Below are 19,588 nucleotides of genomic sequence, written 5' to 3'. Positions count from 1 at the left end.
GGGCTGGGCTATGCTGAACACCGTGCCGATCTGGTACGAACTATGGCGCCAACTCAACGGCTTCCCGCCAGACTACACGGGTACGCTGCCTGTGGATGGCGCCAACTCCCAGACCAAAGAAGAGAAATAAGTACATGAGAAGATATCCCTTTTTAGTCTTTTCGCTGTTGCTGCTGTGCCTGACAGGTATAGCCCGGCCGGGTATAGCCCAGTCGGCTGACTCGGTGCGGGTACTCACCATGCATGCGCTCTACGAGCAGGTGCTGGCGCATCACCCGCTGGCGGCTCAGGCAGCGCTGCTTGCCCGCCAGGCGGATCAGGAAATACGCATGGCCCGTGGTGGCTTTGACCCCGTGCTGAGCAGTAAATATGGCGAGAAGCAGTTTTCGGACAAGGAGTACTATACCTACTGGAACAACAGCCTGCGGGTGCCGTTGTGGTTTGGCCGCAATTGCTGGCAGGCTATGAGCGCAACAGTGGCCCCTACCTGAATCCTGAAAAATATACCCCCTCCAACGGACTGAGCTATGCAGGTATAGCCATACCGCTTGGCCAGGGCTTGTTTATGGACGAGCGCCGCTCCATCGTGCGGCAGGCGCAGTTGCTGCCCCAGATGGCCGAAGCCGACCGCCTCAAGCTGGTAAACAAACTGCTGCTCGACGTGGCCAAAGACTACTGGGACTGGCTATACTATTATAATGAGGTACAGGTATACCGGGAGGCCCTGGAGCTAGCCGAAGTTCGCACCCGGGCTGTGAACGAGCGTGCCCGACAAGGTGACCTTGCTGCTATCGACACGGTAGAGGCACGCACCGAGGCCCTCAACCGCCGGGTATTATTGAGCGCCGCCCTGCAGCAGTACAACAACAGCAAGCTGCAGGTGGAGATGCACCTGTGGGACGAAGGCAATCAGCCGCTGGAGCTTGCCGCCAATGCCGTTCCTTCGGCGGAAGGCACCGAACTGGATCCACTTAGTCCCGAAGACCTGCAGGAATTAGTAGCGCTGGCCAAGGTCAACCATCCTGATATCGTCAAACTCGACCTGAAGGGACAACAGCTGGAAGTAGAGCGCCGCTTCGCCGCTGATAAACTCAAGCCGAAGCTGGATGTAGAGTATAATCTGCTGCAGAGCGACTTTTTTATGAACGGAGAAGCCTTTCAGGCGCCTTACATGCGCAACAACTACAAAGTGGGTATCAGCTTCAGCCAACCACTATTCTTGCGACAAGAACGTGGCAAACTGCAGCTCACCAAAATAAAGCAGCAGGAAGTAGGCTTTCAGCAGTCATTTACTTTAAGGGCAATCGAAAATGCGGTGCAGATGGTGTACAATGAGTGGCTGGCATTGGAAGAGCAGCTTGCGCTGCAGGAGCAAATGGTGATCAATGCCCGCATCTTACAGGAAGGCGAAATCGTGAAATTCAGAGCAGGCGAAAGTTCTCTTTTCCTGATCAATTCGCGTGAGCAGAAGCTACTGGAGTCACAGATCAAGCTCTATGATCTGCGCAGCAAATACGCTAAAATCAAAGCCCAACTCTACTGGTCAGCTGGTAATATGCAGCAGGAATAAACCTCAATTCTAAAAATTATAGCAAGCACCTGTGGATAAGTGTGAGTTATCAACAAAGTTGCTAACACATTTAGTCACCTTCTAAAAAAGTTAGTTTAAGAAGATTGTTTTGGAATTAAAAGGAAGGCGGCGGGGCTATACCTGCAAATAGCTTAATGGTGATTGTTGAATTGCTGATGGTTGAAGAATAAATTGCTGCTTATTAATTGTTGGTTGCACGATTAGCCCACTCTGCCCCTCCGGGGAGAGAATTATCTCTGCACGATCCAGGCAGTTCAGGACTTTCGCTATAGAGGCAGCCATATCCAATAAATTCACTTCTAAAAAGCTCTTCGGGACATCCATATCCCGAAAAACTGTTGGGGATGTCCACAGCCTGTGTGTAAGTTTTGCAGGAATACAGGAACAAGGATATTCCCTGCAGAAATGCTTTCGGACTTAAAGGTCCGAAAGACCGCTTAATCGCGGACGAAGTTTCGGTGTAACGTCGCTACAACTCAAACTCTCACAGCCTCCCTCCTATCACCACCCGTTCTTTGTGCACGCTCTTCTGCCCATCCAGCCCGAAGAGCTCGATATAGAACAGGTAGTAGCCGATAGCGGCTTTAGTGCCATCCTGTCGGGTGCCGTCCCAGCGGAAGAAACCTGTGGAGGCTAGCAGTTCGTTCCGCACCAACTTGCGTATCTCCCGGCCTGTGCGTCAAAGATGGTGATGTTGGCCACAAAGCCGGTTTGATCAGTGCTGTAGTTGATGGTGGTGAAGTCTTCATACCCATCGTCATCCGGGGAGAAGACCTTCGGCTCAATCGTGAAGATGCGCTGTGCCGCTATACCTGCCTGTGACTGCGAATTGAGGTAGCCGGGCGTAGCACCTAGAGAGGTGGCAGCTGAATGAAAGTTGTCTGCCGAGGTCGGGCCATTCAGTCGGATGCGCTCCAGCGAAATACCGTTGCGGTCGTCGATCAGGCTAAAGTGCATGCGCTCGCTGTAGTCGAAGCGGTCGGCAATGCGGTTTTCAGGCTGCAGCACAACCACAGCGCCAGCCGCATCGGGGTATGAAGGCAGAGAGGCCATTCTTAAAAAAGTCTCTTCGCGGGCAGCGGGATAGTTATTTTTAATATCCTCTGGATTGGTGGTGAGCACTACGTAAGCACCCGGCTCCAGCACATAGTTGGCTGTCGTGATCACGCGCCGATTGGTAATGCTGTCATTGCTGACATTAGCCAAGTGCCAGTTTTGCAGGTTGATGAATTTATCGCTGCGATTGACAAGCTCTACAAAGTCTACACCACCCGGCCTTGGGTTGAACAACACTTCGTTGATCACCACATCGCCAGGCTCAGGTGTGGAGGGCAAGGCAAAGGTAGCTGTGAGCGATTGTGAGCTGAGGTTACCGGCGCAGTCTTGTATACCTGTGGCGGTCAAGGTATACAGTTGCCGCTCCTGGAGCGGGTTAGCCAGCTGCAGCACCACTTCTTCAAACAGCGGCGAAGCAACCTGTACGGCAGCTATACCTATACCTGCCGGACTCAAGGTATAGCGGCTCACTGCAGCAACCTGTGCACTGTCCAGCCGCTCGTTAAAACGCAGCAGCAGCCGGTCGGGTGCCAGTGCCGTCACGCCAAGCAAGACAGGCGGTGTGTTGTCAGGTATAGAGGCGGCCACGGAGTTGGGTTGGGCAGGCGTCCCGCCGCGAGCGTCGTTGGAGGCAATCCAGTTATCGGCGCCGGCGCAGGGATTCGTCACATCGATCATCTCCAGACTCCAGCCGCCGTTGCGCTTGGCATTGTCGCGGTACCAGGCATCGTTGTAGTTCACAGCATAGATTAGACGACCACTGGGCTGGCGCAGTTGCAGCAGCTCGCCGGTGTTGTTCAGGCTCGGAAAATTGCTGATACCGATCACGCGGCCAAACTGGCTAAAATTGGCCACCTGCACATTCGGCACCACCACCGCATACTCTCCGGGCTGTAGGAGCACGTTGGGCAGTGTGGTGGTAGAAGTGGCATCCGAGTAGCGTATACCTTGCAGCATGAGCACCTTCTCGGTCGGGTTGTGCAGCTCGATATACTCCACGGCAGGCAGCCCGGTGGCAGGCGTTTCACGGGCCATGATCTCGGTGATCAGCAGTTCGTTATACCCGGGCAGCACAGGCGGCAGCGCATATTGGAAAGTCAGCTCCACCGGTCCCTGTAAAGTATTGCCATACAGGTCAGCTATACCTGCCACCGCAATCGTATTGGCTCCGTTCCGTAGTGACTGCGCAAATGTGAGCAGCACGGTCCCGTTTTCTGTAAGTTCAGCGGATGCTGGCTTAGCACTACCGTTTAAGGTATAGTTTGCTGTATTTTGGGCTGCTGTAGGATTGAGCGGCTCATTAAAACGCAACTCCAGCGACTGTGTGCTCAATGGCTGAGCGTTTTCTAACACGGGTGGCCTAGTATCGGTGATCCGAAAATCATCAAAGTAAAAGCGCTGACTGTTGGCTGAGCTATACCTGACCAGCACCCCGAAGTAAGCGGAACGTCTGTGTGCAGCATCTGTTACGGAGCCTTGGCTTCTGTAGCTTTGGCCTGTTCCGGTCACATCTATTTCCAACTGCCAGGTATAGTCCAGCCCTCGCGTTACCCGCACCCGCACGATATTATTAGAGGTCGCCACAGTTTTATCCTCGCCATTGATGATGATGACTGGTGATTTACCGGCGTCTTTCCGGAAGAGGCTCACTTCGTCGGGCGTACCTCCAATGCGCACGAAATAGCCGTTTGCATCAGCAGCTTTAAGGTCTTCTTTGTCTGAGATCAGGAAGATGTCGGCATAGTTGCTGGCAGAAGTCGCCAGGCGCAGGTTGGCCCAAAACTCCCAAACAGTACCTACCGCCGCCTGCGAGGGCGTGGACAGGTATAGCACAGTGCCCGTCACTGCCGGCCCGCTACTCTGCAATTGGTTCTGGGGATTTACGATAAAGCCGTTCACATCGCCAGTCCAGGTGGGATTCTGAGTGAAGTTGCCATCAGAGAAGTCATCCTGAAGTTGGGCTGTGGCAAGGTATGGCAGGAACAGGAGCAACAGGCCTGCAATTAGTACCTTTTGAGCAATTACTGACCTGGTGGCATGAGAAATGCAGTGAATTATACCCGCAACCAGCCGCATCACCCATTTTGCCATGCTGAGAGAATCTTGGTTAACAGCCTGGCAATCGATGCAACTCCCGGTTACCTGGTCTGCTACCAGCACTTTATTCAAGAGAGGAAAGCCGGATTCTGTATTTACAAATGCTTGGCGTAAAGTTTGTTTCATGCGCAGATATTGTGGTGAAAACTTACGAACTTCGCAGCCGCAAAAGGAAAAGCAAAGGCAAACATTTAGACACTCACAGGTCTTCGGAGACGCAGTGAGGTCAGGAAACCGGCCACTTTTGAAAGATTTAGAACTTTTACGCGACTCAGATAAGTTAGTTAGTGGAACATAACACATTAACCATATACCCTAAACAATGAAAGTAGCAGTAGTAGGCGCCACTGGACTAGTGGGCGGCGAGATTTTGAAAGTACTGGCGGAGCGCGACTTCCCGGTAACGGAATTATTGTTGGTTGCTTCTGAAAGATCTGTTGGTAAACAGATGGAGTTTAAGGGTAAACAGATAAAGGTAATCGGGATGCAGGACGCGATCGCGGCCGCCCCGCAAATTGCTATTTTCTCGGCAGGCGGCAGCACCTCTACCGAGTGGGCCCCTAAGTTTGCAGAGGCAGGGATCGTGGTAGTCGACAATTCATCGGCCTGGCGCATGGACCCCAGCAAGAAACTGGTGGTACCCGAGATCAATGCCAAAGAATTGACGAAAGAAGACAAGATCATTGCCAACCCGAACTGCTCTACCATCCAGATGGTGGTAGCCCTGAACAAGCTGCACGAAGAGTTGCAGGCGAAGCGCATTGTCGTGAGCACTTATCAGTCCGTGACAGGTACAGGCGTAAAGGCGGTGGAGCAACTCATGAACGAGCGCGAGGGCAAAGAGGGCGAGAAAGCTTACCCTTATACCATCGACCTGAACGTGCTGCCGCACATCGACGTGTTCCAGGACAACGGCTATACCAAAGAAGAGATGAAAATGATCCTCGAAACCAAGAAGATCATGGGCGACGACTCTATCCGGGTAACGGCTACAGCAGTGCGTATACCTGTGATGGGTGGTCACTCCGAGTCGGTGAACGTGGAGTTCGAGAAGGATTTCACCTTAGACGAGGTATACCGCATTCTGAACGAGACAGAAGGCGTGAAGGTAGTAGACGACGTAAAGAACCTGCAATACCCAATGCCAAAAGACGCACACGGTAAGGATGACGTTCTGGTTGGACGTGTACGTCTGGACGAAACGCAGCCACGCACCTTGAACATGTGGATCGTAGCCGATAACCTGCGCAAAGGCGCCGCGACCAATGCGGTGCAGATTGCGGAGTATCTGGTGAAGCAGGGGTTGGTATAAGCTTAGCGATAAATATCGTTTTGATAAAAAAGGAAGCTCTTATCGGGGCTTCCTTTTTTTGCGTTATGAGATTTGAAGAGGTCTTCCAAGTTTATTAATTACACTTAAATATATTTATATTAACTTTAGTTAATACTTCAATAGCTTCTGCAATGGAAATTGCCACCAAACATAAAGCAAAGAAAGATAAAAAGAGACAAGCTGAGTTTGTCCGCTGGTTCGGTCCTTTACTAGATGCGCTTCGGGAATTAGGTTATTCGGGAAAGCCTCAAGAGGTATCAAATAAAATAGCAGAAACTCTTAAGCTAGAGGATTCCTTTTTAGATGAAACGTTGAAGTCTGGCACGAACAGATTTCACAATCAGGTTGCCTGGGCTCGACAGTACCTCACATGGGAAGGATTGCTTGATTCATCTGTAAGAGGGACCTGGAAGCTTACTGAAAAAGGCAAAAATACATACTTAAATTATGATCAAGCCCATCAGCTTTTTTTGAAGTGGGTAGAAATAAATCAAAAAGCGCGAAAAAACAAGAATAAGACAGAAGTCATCTCTGAACAAGAAGAGCAATCACCCGAAGAGGTTGAGATAAGTGCTGAAGCAAACCTATTGGAGGTGTTACAGAATATTTCACCTTCCGGCTTTGAGCGCGTTTGCAAAGAATTGCTTCGTGAACATGGGTTTGAAAATGTCGAAGTAAAAGGAGGCTCTCATGATGGAGGAATAGACGGACAAGGCGTACTTGAAATCAATCCCTTTGTCAGCTTCAAAGTATTATTTCAATGCAAAAGGTATAAAGGATCTGTCTCCAGAGCTCAAGTCGGTGACTTCCGAAATGCGATGATTGGAAGAGCTGAGAAAGGAATCATCATGACCACTGGAACATTTACCAACGAAGCTGTTAAAGAAGCAAACAGAGACGGCGCACCTCAAATTGAATTAGTTGACGGGCAAAAGCTTATCAAAATGTTTGAGAAAGTAGAACTTGGGCTTAAGCCTAAGATAGTATACGAAGTTGACTTATCTTATTTTAATAAATTTAGAGATTAGATGAAGGTCATTTATAAAATTACCTACCCAAACGGCAAAATTTATATTGGCAAAGATTTAACAAACACCTTAAACTACTTCGGTAGCGCAAACAGTGCTCTTATTGCCAGAGATTTCACAAGAGAGCAGCAACGTGACTTTGTGATTAGGAAAGAAATCATTTGGGAATCAGAATACGCTAATGATCAAGAAGTAAACCAAAAGGAAGTTGAGATGATCATTTTATACAAGTCAAATGATCCTGCTGTTGGCTATAACCAATGGCCAAAAGCAAAATCTAAAAATCCACCCGATACAAATCCTCCATTTGCCGCTGGGTAATGAACCGGGGCATGGCACGGAAAAGCGTGTTGCGGAGCTTACCTAACAAGGGGTTTCTCCAGTGCGCCACTTCTCCCAGTGTGCGGGAAAGACCGATCACTTTAGCTGTGCGGGCCTTCCGGCGTTTCTCGTAGCGCTTAAGGGCACTGGCCAGCACAGGTTCCTGCTTCAGACATTGGGCCAGTACCACAGCATCCTCTATAGCCTGACAGGCGCCCTGCCCCATGTTGGGCGTAGTGGCGTGGGCTGCATCACCGAGCAAGACTATACGGCCGTATACAAAATGTTTCAGAGGCTTCAGGTCAGCGATGTCGTTCCAAATGAGTTGGTCTTGTGAAGTGGAAGCCAGCACAGCCTCTACAGGCGAATGCACCATTTCGAAGTGGCGGGCAAGTTTTTCGGGAGTCATGCGGCGCATCTTTTCATCACGCTGCGGAGCATTGATGCAGGCATACCAGTAAATCTTGTCGCCCTGCAAAGGCGCTATACCTACCCTGCCTTCCGGTGCCCAGGTCTCTGCTGATATCATTTTGTTGATCTCCACCCCCGGATTGTCGATCACGGCACGCCAGCAGGTATAGCCGGCGTAGCGCGGGATGCTGTCAGGTATAAGTTGCTGCCGTACAACCGAGCTGATTCCGTCAGCAGCGATCAGCAGATCGGCCGTGGCATGGGTGCCATCGGCGAACATGACCTGCACCTGGTCACCGTTTTGCTCCACAGTTTCACAGCGCTTGCCCAGTACCAAAGAATCTGGTGCGAGGTGGCTCAACAGCACTTCGTGCAGGTCAGCGCGGTGTATCACAAAGTTGTTGATACCATACTTGTTGCTCAGCCGGCGGGTGTCCATGTTGCTGATCTCCTGGCCGTGCTCGTCGAAGATCACCAGTGCATCGAGCTGCTTGCCCCTTGCGACCACATCGTCCATCACACCGAGCCTTTGCAGGCCCTGCATCGCATTGGCGGCAAGTCCTACGCCAGCACCCAGTCCTCTGAACTTAGGAGCTGCCTCGTACACGGTGGTGTCTATACCTGCCTGCTGCAGCGCAAGTGCCGCACACAGTCCTCCGATTCCGCCTCCTACTACTATGGCTTTCATAAATGAGATGTGTTTCTATACCTTATACTGACAGAACAAGAAAAGTGACTTGTTTGATCCGGCAAGTTTTACTTGGCAGAGGCATCGTGGTAGCTTACCTCTTCCTCTTCCACAGAAGCGCGGCCAAACACCTTGGCCACCCACTTTGGCAGGAAGATAGAGCCCAGCACCAGGTATGGGTAGTAAGTGATGAGGCGGTAAAGCACCACCACGATGTTGCTGAAGCGGCCCAGGAACAAGCCGAAGAAGCTCGGGAAAGCCATCTCAACTATACCTGCCCCACCCGGCGTAATGGCAACCAGCATCACGATCCAGAAGATCAGATTGCGTGAGATGATGAGCATGTGCTCGGCAAAGGTCACATCGGTAAAGGCGGCGATCAGGCAGTTGAGCAGGAAGTAGCGGGCACTCCACACAAAAATAGTAGAGATGATGGCCCGGGCCCAATAGTTAAAGTCTTTGCCGCGCAGCTGTTGCGAGGCCCATACGATCTCGTTGCCATGGTGGAAGGCGTTGATGCGCCACTTGCGCAGCAGCTTCCAGCCGGTCAGCTTCAGCAGAATCCACTTGAAAGCACGCGGACGTACAAACAAGGCATAGATCATAATGAAGGTATAGACAGCGATGAGGGTATAGCTGATGTAAAATGCGGTTTTGAGTGCGTTGACATCGGTAGCCGAGAGGCCAAAGTCAGGGAATACCTCACCCTGCGTGGCCAGCAGTGCAATAGGAGCCGCTATGATGAAGAACATGTTGTCGAGCACGGCCGTGAGCATGACGTAAGCCAGCGACTTGCCCAGCGGTATACCTTCTTTGTTGAGCACAATGGTGGCAATGGTAGTACCACCCACTACTGAGGGCGTAATGGCCGAGGCAAACTCCCAGAGCATGATTACATCGAGGCTGTTGCGCCAGGTCAGGAACTTGTCGGTGAGGCTGCGGATGCGGTACATGTAGCCCAGGTCACGGATCACAAGCACGAGCAGCGCAGCGGCCAGCCACCACCAATTGGCTTCGGCTATACCTTTCAGATCACTGAGCTTATCGTCTTTGATGAACAGCCAGGCCGTAGCGCCCAAACCCAGCAGTACCGGGATCAGGATCTTAATCGGACTAAAGTTCTTCAGTATGGTCTTTTTATTCTGGTCCATGCAGGCTATCGTAACCCAGCTTTTTGCGCTTGCTCTTAGCGGCTGACGTGCAAAACTACTTAACTATTCGGCAACTCGGGGGAAACAGTTCGGCTTTTTCAGGATTTCCGGGAAATGCTACTCAAGGATAAGCTGCGTCACCTGAGCTGCCTGTCCCTCAGCTTTGGTAATGATAAAGTCATTGAAGCCATCCCCTACCTCTATACCGATCAGGTTGAGCTGCAGCATATCCAGGATCGCCAGGAAGTTGAAGATCATGCCGATCTTGTCCGGGAAGGCCGAAATGATCTCAGAAAATGCTATCTGGTTCTTCTCTTCAATGATACGGGTGATATAGTCCCGCTGCTCCTCTATGGTATAAGGATAGGTAAGCACGGTGTGCTTCGGACGGTTCTGCTCCTCTTCGAAGCGGTGCATCACCTTATCGAACACCCGCATGAGTTTGTAGAGGCTCAGGTCCTGCAGTTCGTACTCAAAGTGATTGGCATTGGCGATCTGCTGCAATTCTTCGTGCACATTACCGCGGTTTTCCTGTGCCAGCCGGAAGTCTTCCATCTGGCCAAGGTCGCCGAGCACCGCTTTGTACTTCTTATATTCCAACAAGTGCTGCACAAGTTCCTGGCGTGGGTCTATCTCATTGCCTTCCTCATCCTTCTCTGTGCGGGGCAGCAGCATTTTGGCCTTGATGCGCATCAGGGTGGCAGCCGTCAGGATAAAGTCACTGGCCACCTCGATATTTAGGCTCTCCAGCTGCCGGAGGTAGCCCATGAACTCATTGGTGATCTGGAAGATGGGAATATCGTGTATATCCAACTCGTCACGCTCAATGAAGAAGAGCAACAAGTCGAACGGCCCCTCAAACAACGGTAATTTAATTTCGAAACTCACTTCTCTGGCCTTTGGTTAATGCGCTGATCGCTGCAGATGGACAAAAATACTAATTTATTCGGATGAAATAGCAGCGCGAGGGCTACGTTATAGAGGCCGTACCTGCATGATTTCCAAACAAAATAAGCTTACACCTGTATAAGTGTAACGTTATCAAGTGGCGCAATTGCTGTTAAGTTCCATCGCACGAAATCCTTATTGGCTATCAACCACTTACCACACTTATCGCATATACCACTGTTGGCTGCCCTGACAGGATAGGGAGGAGAAATAGCAGCTTGTATTCTGAATTTTGCTAACTTTACGTTTTGTCTGGCTGATTGTATTTTGCGCGTTGCAAACTTTTGCCGGAAAAATTTGTTGGAAGTCTATATTAAAGACATTTCTATGATCATCAAACCCGGAGAGCTGCTTGCCTCTATCGACTCGCCTGCCGATCTGCGCAAACTCAAGCCAGAGCAACTGCTACAGGTAAGCCAGGAGTTAAGACAATACATCATCGATGTGGTATCAATCCACGGCGGTCATTTTGGGGCCAGCCTTGGGGTAGTAGAGCTGACCACAGCACTGCATTATGTGTTCCAGACCCCTTACGATCAACTGGTATGGGATGTGGGGCATCAGGCATACGGGCACAAAATCCTGACCGGCCGTCGCGACAACTTCCATACCAACCGCAAGTATGGCGGACTCTCTGGTTTCCCGAAGCGTAAAGAAAGCGAATACGACACCTTTGGCGTAGGTCACTCGAGCACCTCCATTTCGGCGGCGCTGGGTATGGCCGTTGCCTCACAGTACAAGCAGGAAGAAGACCGACACCACATCGCTGTGATCGGTGATGGTGCCATGACGGGCGGTATGGCTTTTGAAGCCTTGAACCACGGCGGCGCTACCAATGCCAACCTGCTAGTAGTTCTCAACGACAACTGCATGAGCATCGACCGAATGTGGGTGCTCTGAAAGAATACTTAACCGACATTACCACCTCCCGCACTTATAACAAGTTGCGCGATGAGCTCTGGAATGTACTAGGCAAGATCAGCAAGTTCGGTCCAAATGCACAGCACATTGCCTCTAAGGTAGAGAGCGGCATCAAGGCTACACTTTCAAAGCAGAGCAACCTGTTCGAAGGCCTGAACTTCCGCTACTTCGGCCCGATCGACGGGCACGACATCAACCACCTCGTGTCGGTGATGGAAGACCTCAAGCGTATACCTGGTCCGAAGATTCTGCACGTACTCACTACCAAAGGCAAAGGCTTTGCCCTCGCCGAAAAAGACCAGACCAAATGGCATGCACCGGGTCTGTTCGATAAGATAACAGGTGAGATTTACAAGAAACACCACGACACGCCGCAGCCTCCTAAGTACCAGGACGTTTTTGGCCATACGATGGTAGAACTGGCTGAGCAGAATGACAAGATCATGGGCGTGACGCCTGCGATGCCATCTGGCTGCTCGCTCAACATCATGATGAAGGCAATGCCGGACCGTGCCTTTGACGTAGGGATAGCCGAGCAGCATGCGGTGACTTTTTCTGCTGGCCTGGCCACGCAGGGCATGATACCGTTCTGCAACATCTACAGCACGTTTATGCAGCGCGGTTACGACCAGGTGGTGCACGATGTGTGCCTCCAGAACCTGCACGTGGTGTTCTGCCTCGACCGTGCCGGCTTTGCTGGTGCCGATGGTCCAACGCACCACGGTGCTTATGACATTGCCTACATGCGCTGCATCCCAAACATGGTGGTAGCCGCCCCCATGAACGAGCAGGAGCTGCGCAACATGATGTATACAGCTTCACAAGAAGGAGCTGGTCCGTTTACCATTCGCTACCCACGTGGCGAAGGCGTGATGCCAGAGTGGCGCACTCCGCTGGAACTGCAGCAGATCGGCAAAGGCCGCACGGTGCAGGAAGGCGAAGAAGTAGCAATCCTGACATTCGGCCACATTGGTAACTATGCCGTGGACGTTTGCCAGAAACTGAGCTACGAAGGCATCAACCCGGGCCACTACGATATGCGCTACTGCAAGCCATTGGACGAGGAGCTGCTGCATCACATCTTCAGCAAGTATAGTAAAGTGATTACGGTGGAAGACGGCTGTCTGCAGGGTGGCTTCGGAAGCGCCGTATTGGAGTTCATGGTTGACAACGGCTATACTTCTCAAGTGAAGCGCCTCGGTATACCTGACCAGATCTTCGAGCACGGCTCTCAGCTGGAACTGCACCGCGACGCTGGCTTCGACCCGACAGCTATCGAGAACACCGTGAGAGAGTTGATCGGTGTAACAGCGAAAGTGTCGGTATAAGACGAATTACATTTGATATAAGGTTATAAGACAAACCCCGCAGTTCTTCGAGAGCTGCGGGATTTTTGTTTTAATTCCATTGCAGGGACAGGTCGCGGCCCATTGCCGCTAACTTAAAAAAACTGTCATCTCGACAGAATGTAGAGATCTGGATTATTTAAGCATTACTGCAATGCTTCAGATTTCTCACTGATAGAAGGCCCCTACTCCCAGTCGAAATGACAAACACGGCTTAAATTGACGGCATTGGGTTGTAACCAGCCCGCCGTAAAACCAATGGCGATGAAACAAGAAATTATCCTTTGCGATATACCTGCCAATCTATACTTTTATACCACCTGAAAACTACTCGTGCATGATTCGGACAGGTCGCGACCCGTCCCTACAGATAAACCCCACATACTATGACAAAGCATGCTACCTATACCGACCACGGCTCCGGCGATCCCATCGTTTTCCTGCATGGCTTCTGCGAGAGCACGGCTGTTTGGGATGATTTTGCAAATCCATTGCAACAAAAGTTCAGAACAGTGGCGCTGGACCTGCCCGGGTTTGGTAACAATACCCAAGGTAGAGCAGACTACAGCATGGAAAGTATGGCCGACTATGTGAAGGAGCAGCTCGAGCAACTTGGTGTGAAAAAGTGCATCTTGGTGGGTCACTCTATGGGCGGCTATGTGAGTATGGCCTTTGCGGAGAAGTACGGCAACCTGCTCAGCGGCCTCTGCCTCTTCCACTCCTCCGCCCTCCCCGACACCGACGAGAAAAAGGAAAACCGCAATAAGACCATTGAATTTGTGGAGAAGCACGGCGTGGAAAAGTTCATGCAGTCTTTCATAGAGCCGCTTTTCTACAGTGAGAACCGTGACCGGCTCAAAAAGGAGATTGCGCTGATGAAAGAGATCGGCACTGCAACACCCCAGGAGAGTGTAACCCAAGGCCTTGCCGCCATGCGCGACCGCAAACAAAGAACCGATGTGCTGGCCGCTGCCAAGTTCCCTGTGCTATTCATCTTCGGGAAGGACGACGGTGCCGTGCCACTCGATAAAGCCCTGGAGCAATGCCACCTGCCCGACAACAGCATGGTCTACTTCCTCGGCAAAACCGGCCACATGGGCATGTTCGAGCGCACCTACGAAACCCGTAAAGCTCTGGAGAAATTCGCTGAAACGATTTATGGGTGAGGTTTTAAAAGCGCCTCCAGCCCGCGTCCTTCCTACTATTGTGCTTTCGCAGTTTGCGGGTACCTCACTTTGGTTTGCCGGCAATGCGGTGCTGCCGGAGCTCAAGGCTTCGTTGCAGTTGCAGGACGGTGCCTTAGCGCTGCTGACTTCGGCGGTGCAGCTGGGTTTTATAGCGGGCACGCTGGTCTTCGCTTTTCTATCGCTGGCCGATCGGGTGTCGCCTCGCCTGCTCTTCATGCTGTGTGCTTTGCTGGGAGCTGCAGCCAATGCCTTGGTGGTATTTGCTGCGAAAGACCTTTATGCCGTGCTGTTGCTTCGGGCGCTCACCGGATTTTTATTGGCAGGTATCTATCCGGTGGGGATGAAAATAGCAGCCAGCTGGTACAACACGGGTCTGGGCAAGGCGATTGGCTACTTAGTGGGGGCTTTAGTACTGGGGACAGCATTCCCGCACCTGATCCGGGCACTGGGTGCTGAACTACCCTGGCAGCAAGTGATGCTAGCGGTAAGCGCCATGGCAGCTACAGGAGGCTTCCTCCTATACCTGTTTGTGCCTGACGGACCATATCTGAAGAAAGGCGCGACCTTCAAGCTCAGCAACATGCTGCAGGCTTTCCGTGACCGGGCTTTCCGGTCAGCGGCTTTTGGCTACTTTGGTCACATGTGGGAGCTCTATACCTTGTGGGCATTCACGCCGCTGATCCTGGCACTGGCAATTCCACAACTCAGTCCCGGTGAGGTATCGGCTTACAGCTTTGCCGTGATTGCGGCCGGAGCAGTAGGCTGTATTGGGGGTGGCTATCTCTCGCAGGTATGGGGAAGCGCTCGGGTGGCTTTCGTGCAACTGCTGCTCTCCGGCCTGTGCTGCTTGCTTTCGCTGGCGGTGCTGCAACTGGATACACCGCAACTGCTCATACCTTTCCTGCTCTTCTGGGGCATCGTTGTGGCGGGGGATTCGCCGCAGTTCTCGGCCCTTACTGCACAAACCGCCCCTCCACAGCTGGTTGGCACAGCACTTACCATTGTAGTTGCCATTGGTTTCGCCATAACGGTGATCAGCATTCAGCTCACAGGCTTTTTGTTCACGCAGTTGCAGTTGCACCATACCCTGGCGCTGTTGGCTGTCGGGCCGGCACTAGGCTTGCTGGCGCTGCGACGCCTGGTATGAAGCACAGCGTAACTTGTCTGGCTATACCTGGTTTGGCAGCTTATGCATTGTATTTGCCTACCTAACAAAAAAGCCGGCCCAAATCGGACCGGCTTTCCTGCTCAAAAATATACTCTTATTTCTTAGTCGGCTTTCAGCTCCATTTTAGAGCCATCACCACCTACCAGGTGCATTTCTTTGTCTGTCAGTTTCTCTACTGTGAAGTTCTGCGACACGTCAGATCCTTCAAAAGTCAACGACAATCGTCTGCCTGCCTGGTCGTAGGTCCAGGTGCCGGTTTCAAGTGAGCCACCGCCACCCATGGCAAAGCGCCCATCCGAGTAAAACTGCATTGTTTCCTGCTTCTCTTCTCTGGTCAGTTTGTCTTTGTCGCCGGAGGCGGTGAGTTCTTTGTCAGCTTTCCAGGTCTTGCTGCTGCCACCTGAGATCATGTTGGCGTTACCCGCATCATCGCTATTGCCTCCGCAGCTAGCCATGAAGGCCATCAGCATGAAGGCCATCACAAAGGTCCAGGAGGTTTTTACTCTGTTCAATGTCGCATTCATCTTATTCATAGTTTATGGTTGTACATACCTGCGCCTGCTCATGCAGGAGACGTGCATTGATTACGGCTAAAATATATGAAAGTTAATGCAAGCCGCCTTAATGAAACCAATCACGCAGGCACCACAACCATGCCCCCCTATTGGCGTATCTATTTAAGCAGCTGTGTATTCACGGTTCTGCTTAAAACGAGTACTGACATTAAAATAACTGAAATATGGGATTGCGTGATTTTTTCAAAAAAGGAGAACAAGAACCTGCCAAGAAGAGCTCCGATCAGGTTAACAAAGTGCCCGGTCAGTCCGAGGACCATAAGTTTTTCACAAACAAAGACGAGCAGCAGGTAACAGACCCAAGTGCCAACCAGGATGTGTATACCGTGCAGAGCGGCGACTCACTCTCCAAGATCGCCAAGAAGCTCTACGGCGATGCCAACGCCTGGAACAGAATTTACGAAGCGAACAAGGACACTATCGGTGGAAACCCAGACCTGATCCGTCCGGGGCAGCGTTTTAAAATTCCGAGAACTTAAGCAGCACTTGCTATAAAACAAAAACWGCMGRWKCCGGCTGTTTTTGTTTTATAGATTAAGCGGATATCTATACCGCGTGTAAATGGGTTCAAGGTTACGGGTCGCAGGTTTCCATATAGGCATTGCAGTAAATCCTTTTGTGATAATGTCTTTTACTATTTCTTCCTGTATACCTTTTGGGAGAATCACATTTCCTACCTTTCCTTCATCCGTGATATCAAAGTCTACATAAACTACCTTCTCAAATTTAACCCCTGATAGTTTCAAAGGGTTAATGATGTATTTGTTCATGTAACTCTGGTAAGCCTTATCTCCACCTGGAAACTCAGGTGCTGTTGTTGGATGCTCTTCATATATAAAGGGTTTGCCCTCCAGTTGAGCATATACCTTATAGTAGTCCGGCTTCGATTTAACTTTCACAGCTTCCACTTCCCATCCCATCACACTAGCTACTACAGGATAATTCCCTGCATATATTTGCGGGTCAACCATCCACCTCTCTACTTTTTCCAAATAGTAAGGCTCATTCCCTACTTCAAATCTATCAATGCCCGGATTAAGATAAGCTAAACTTGGCTTGAATTTCTGGTCTTTTACCAGCTCACCATTAGAGAATAACTGCTCTATCTCTGACTGCCCTTTCTTATTGGTTCTGCGCCAAAGCCCATCTTTCAGACCGTTGCGGTAACTCCCCTCTAACATGGCCTTGCTATTTTCGTCCTCTTCCAGCTTGATGCTAACCCTGCCGTTGCCGTTTACCACCTGCTGTTTCCCGTCTTCGCTCCAGCTGTGCATTACTTTTATGCCCAGGCTGTCATAGAGCAGCACGTTCATTAACTGGCCGTTGGGCCACCAGAACTTCCACTCTCCCACACGATGGTCGTTTTCGTAGGCGCCACTGCTCTCTGGTTTCCCATCAAAATGAAAGAACTGCCAGTGTCCTCTCTTCACCCCCTTATCATAAAAGCCATTTGCCAGCACCTTGCCGTTCGAGTAGTAGTCAATCACATCGCCATCGAAACTAAACCCTCGCAACGTGCTGAATTTGGCTACTGTATCCGGCATTATAACTGAGCGGGCAAATGCCGCATGTTCCTGCTTGGTAATCAGCCAGTTCGTGTTATAGAATATCATCTTTTCTTGCTGCGCGAAGGCCGTACCCAACCATAGCGTAAAGAAAACAGAAAGTATAGCGTGTTTCATAAAAGAATAAATTCAGGCGGCAAACATAATCAAAAAAGCCCGCGAGATCATATAGTCCTGCGGGCTTTTGAGAAATCAATAAGTAGTCTTTATTTGCTTAGAAACGCTCGTCAGCAGAGAAGAAGAAGTCGCCTTCGATCTGTGCGTTCTCATCAGAGTCAGAGCCGTGTACAGCGTTCGCCTCGATAGACTTGGCGTATACCTTACGGATCGTGCCTTCCTCAGCCTGAGCCGGGTTAGTAGCGCCGATCAGCTTGCGGAAATCCTCTACTGCATTGTCTTTCTCCAGGATCATGGCTACGATCGGGCCAGATGACATGTACTTCACCAGGTCACCATAGAAAGGACGCTCCTTGTGTACTTCGTAAAACTTACCGGCACGCTCCTCAGTCAGTCTTGTCTTCTTCATCGCCACGATGCGGAAGCCACCTTCCTCGATCATTTTAGTAATGCCACCGATGTTGTTGTCCGCAACCGCATCCGGCTTAATCATGGTAAATGTGATGTTTCCAGCCATGTCTATTCAGTTAATGTGTGTATGTTTCGTTTTGAAGGTGCAAAATTAGCGCATTTAGCTTAATTATAGCAGCACTTTGGCTATACTTTCTGCAAATATTTATGTTAATGCGCGCCCGGCTATACCTGCAGGCAATGCCTTGCTCCCGCTCACTGGTCCGCCTACGGTGTCTTAAAAAGCTATTTTATTGCTTTAGAAGTTATTTTTACAGAAATTTGCGCCTTATATCCCTATTAATCAGCGGATTTATAACAAGCTTTATGCACGACATTAATGCTCTCAAAGAGCTTCTGAGAGAACCTAAAGAGGTGATGATCACCACACACCACAAACCGGACGCCGATGCGTTGGGTTCGTCACTGGGTCTGGCCGGCTACCTCAAAAAGCTGGGGCACCGGGTTACCGTGATCACTCCTTCCGACTATCCTAACTTCCTGAATTGGATGGAGGGCAATGATGATGTGCTCGTTTACTCTGAGAAAAACGACGCCCTCGTGCGCCGCATCATCGAAGAGTCGCAGGTTATCTTCTGCCTTGACTTTTCTAACCTGTCGCGCATCAACGAAATGGGCGAGTACATCCGTCAGGCGAAAGGCACCAAGGTGCTGGTAGACCACCACCTGCAACCAGAGGATTTCGCTGACCTGGATTTCTCCAACCCACAGGCCGCCGCTACAGCCGAACTGGTATACGACCTCATTAAGGCCCTGGGCGACGGCGACAAAATCGACACAGGTATAGGCGAGTGCCTCTATGCCGGCATCATGACCGACACAGGTTCTTTCCGCCACCCGAGCACTTCCAAAAACGTGCACCTGATCATAGCCGACCTGCTACACATAGGGGTGAACACCTCTAACATTCACCGCCTCATCTACGACAGCTCTTCGGAGTTGCGCCTGCGCTTCCTGGGCTACGCCCTCAAGGACAAGCTGGTCGTGCTTCCTGAGTACAGGACAGCTTACATTGCCATTACGGCCGATGAGCTGAAAGCGTACGACTCCAAGACCGGCGACACGGAAGGCCTGGTTAACTTTGCGCTTTCTATAGAAGGCATCGTTTTTGCAGCCGTCATCATCGATCGCTCGCAGGCTGTGAAGATCTCTTTCCGATCGGTAGGCAGTTTTTCTGTCAACGAGTTTGCCCGCGCCCACTTTAACGGCGGCGGTCATAAAAACGCAGCCGGCGGCATGTCAATCGACAGCCTCGAAAATACTGTGGCCAAGTTTGAAAGTTTGCTGCCAGCCTATAAAGAGCAGCTGCAGGCTTCTGTTTAGTAACAAACACTTTATCCAACCTATAACCCATGCTATTTAAATCAAAGTTCTTATTGCCGGTACTAGCCGGTGCTATGTTGCTGCAGTCTTGCGGCGACAAAAACAAAAACGACGAATTTCATACTACGGCTGACGGCCTGGCTTATAAGATATATGAGCAAAAAGACGGTGAGTATGTGAACCGTGGGGAGATCGACGCGAACGACACGACGGGAGCGCGTCTTGGTCAGGTAATCACGATGCACATGTCGTACCGCACGGCTGACGACTCTGTATTGTTCGATTCACGCC

The 19,588-nt window shown here is 50.9% G+C and carries 17 protein-coding genes and 2 pseudogenes; 11 read left to right on the top strand and 8 right to left on the bottom strand.

What is annotated here, in order from left to right; all coding sequences use genetic code 11:
- Positions 1-134: 134 nt before the first annotated feature.
- Complete coding sequence (locus O71_RS23150; protein ID WP_155800650.1) at positions 135-491, top strand: hypothetical protein; 357 nt, start codon at positions 135-137, stop codon at positions 489-491.
- On the top strand, positions 437-1,570 hold the full coding sequence (locus tag O71_RS06840) for a TolC family protein (RefSeq protein ID WP_081490449.1): 1,134 nt from the start codon (positions 437-439) through the stop codon (positions 1,568-1,570). The genes O71_RS23150 and O71_RS06840 overlap by 55 nt, the downstream gene beginning before the upstream one ends.
- Positions 1,571-2,075: 505 nt before the next feature.
- Here O71_RS06840 and O71_RS23745 read toward each other — a convergent pair.
- Together O71_RS23745 and O71_RS06830 are read right to left on the bottom strand one after the other, a co-directional pair.
- Complete coding sequence (locus tag O71_RS23745; protein ID WP_007654702.1) at positions 2,076-2,243, bottom strand: hypothetical protein; 168 nt, start codon at positions 2,241-2,243, stop codon at positions 2,076-2,078.
- A complete protein-coding gene (locus O71_RS06830; protein ID WP_007654700.1) occupies positions 2,225-4,738 on the bottom strand; it encodes a lamin tail domain-containing protein in 2,514 nt (837 codons plus the stop codon). The genes O71_RS23745 and O71_RS06830 overlap by 19 nt, the downstream gene beginning before the upstream one ends.
- A gap of 328 nt (positions 4,739-5,066) precedes the next feature.
- Between O71_RS06830 and O71_RS06825 the strand changes: the two genes are divergently transcribed.
- The 3 genes from O71_RS06825 to O71_RS06815 all read left to right on the top strand — a co-directional run bounded on the left by O71_RS06825 (position 5,067) and on the right by O71_RS06815 (position 7,426).
- The gene (locus O71_RS06825) at positions 5,067-6,056 is read left to right on the top strand and encodes an aspartate-semialdehyde dehydrogenase (RefSeq protein WP_007654698.1); all 990 of its coding nucleotides are present in this window, start codon (positions 5,067-5,069) and stop codon (positions 6,054-6,056) included.
- A 152-nt stretch (positions 6,057-6,208) separates the two neighbouring features.
- Positions 6,209-7,105, top strand: coding sequence for a restriction endonuclease (locus tag O71_RS06820; protein WP_007654696.1), 897 nt, complete (start codon positions 6,209-6,211; stop codon positions 7,103-7,105).
- Positions 7,106-7,426, top strand: coding sequence for a GIY-YIG nuclease family protein (locus O71_RS06815; RefSeq protein WP_007654693.1), 321 nt, complete (start codon positions 7,106-7,108; stop codon positions 7,424-7,426).
- On the opposite strand, the gene O71_RS06810 is transcribed toward O71_RS06815, so the two are convergent.
- From O71_RS06810 to O71_RS06800, 3 genes are all read right to left on the bottom strand, one after another.
- Complete coding sequence (locus O71_RS06810) at positions 7,383-8,525, bottom strand: FAD-dependent monooxygenase (protein WP_007654691.1); 1,143 nt, start codon at positions 8,523-8,525, stop codon at positions 7,383-7,385. The genes O71_RS06815 and O71_RS06810 overlap by 44 nt on opposite strands.
- 68 nt (positions 8,526-8,593) lie before the next feature.
- Positions 8,594-9,676: a lysylphosphatidylglycerol synthase transmembrane domain-containing protein gene (locus tag O71_RS06805; protein WP_007654689.1), complete on the bottom strand. Its 1,083-nt coding sequence runs from the start codon at positions 9,674-9,676 to the stop codon at positions 8,594-8,596.
- Positions 9,677-9,793: 117 nt separating this feature from the next.
- Positions 9,794-10,564, bottom strand: a complete 771-nt coding sequence (locus O71_RS06800; protein ID WP_237717743.1) for a ScpA family protein — start codon at positions 10,562-10,564, stop codon at positions 9,794-9,796.
- A 387-nt stretch (positions 10,565-10,951) separates the two neighbouring features.
- Here O71_RS06800 and dxs point away from each other — a divergent pair.
- The 3 genes and pseudogenes from dxs (at position 10,952) to O71_RS06785 (ending at position 15,225) form a co-directional block, all read left to right on the top strand.
- Positions 10,952-12,873: pseudogene (dxs, locus tag O71_RS06795) on the top strand (1-deoxy-D-xylulose-5-phosphate synthase).
- Between the two features lie 404 nt (positions 12,874-13,277).
- Positions 13,278-14,057: an alpha/beta fold hydrolase gene (locus O71_RS06790; protein WP_007654686.1), complete on the top strand. Its 780-nt coding sequence runs from the start codon at positions 13,278-13,280 to the stop codon at positions 14,055-14,057.
- Positions 14,050-15,225, top strand: a complete 1,176-nt coding sequence (locus O71_RS06785) for a nitrate/nitrite transporter (RefSeq protein ID WP_007654685.1) — start codon at positions 14,050-14,052, stop codon at positions 15,223-15,225. Before O71_RS06790 ends, O71_RS06785 begins: the two co-directional genes overlap by 8 nt.
- Positions 15,226-15,347: 122 nt before the next feature.
- On the opposite strand, the gene O71_RS06780 is transcribed toward O71_RS06785, so the two are convergent.
- Positions 15,348-15,779: a lipocalin family protein gene (locus O71_RS06780; protein ID WP_007654681.1), complete on the bottom strand. Its 432-nt coding sequence runs from the start codon at positions 15,777-15,779 to the stop codon at positions 15,348-15,350.
- A gap of 206 nt (positions 15,780-15,985) precedes the next feature.
- Here O71_RS06780 and O71_RS06775 point away from each other — a divergent pair, with 206 nt between their 5' ends.
- A complete protein-coding gene (locus tag O71_RS06775) occupies positions 15,986-16,300 on the top strand; it encodes a LysM peptidoglycan-binding domain-containing protein (protein ID WP_007654673.1) in 315 nt (104 codons plus the stop codon).
- 48 nt (positions 16,301-16,348) lie between these two features.
- On the opposite strand, the gene O71_RS06770 is transcribed toward O71_RS06775, so the two are convergent.
- Positions 16,349-17,503, bottom strand: a complete 1,155-nt coding sequence (locus O71_RS06770) for a toxin-antitoxin system YwqK family antitoxin (protein WP_040573874.1) — start codon at positions 17,501-17,503, stop codon at positions 16,349-16,351.
- A 97-nt stretch (positions 17,504-17,600) separates the two neighbouring features.
- A complete protein-coding gene (locus O71_RS06765) occupies positions 17,601-18,020 on the bottom strand; it encodes a nucleoside-diphosphate kinase (protein WP_007654671.1) in 420 nt (139 codons plus the stop codon).
- A gap of 260 nt (positions 18,021-18,280) precedes the next feature.
- Between O71_RS06765 and O71_RS06760 the strand changes: the two genes are divergently transcribed.
- Together O71_RS06760 and O71_RS06755 are read left to right on the top strand one after the other, a co-directional pair.
- Positions 18,281-19,297 (top strand): bifunctional oligoribonuclease/PAP phosphatase NrnA, encoded by a 1,017-nt coding sequence (locus O71_RS06760; RefSeq protein WP_007654666.1) that lies wholly within the window; start codon positions 18,281-18,283, stop codon positions 19,295-19,297.
- A gap of 29 nt (positions 19,298-19,326) precedes the next feature.
- Positions 19,327-19,588 (top strand): annotated as a pseudogene (locus tag O71_RS06755) (hypothetical protein); the annotation flags it as partial.

The sequence above is a fragment of the Pontibacter sp. BAB1700 genome (assembly GCF_000277005.1).
Lineage (GTDB): Bacteria > Bacteroidota > Bacteroidia > Cytophagales > Hymenobacteraceae > Pontibacter > Pontibacter lucknowensis.
Note: the sequence above shows the minus strand (reverse complement) of the source record. Positions and strands in the feature narration are given on the sequence as shown.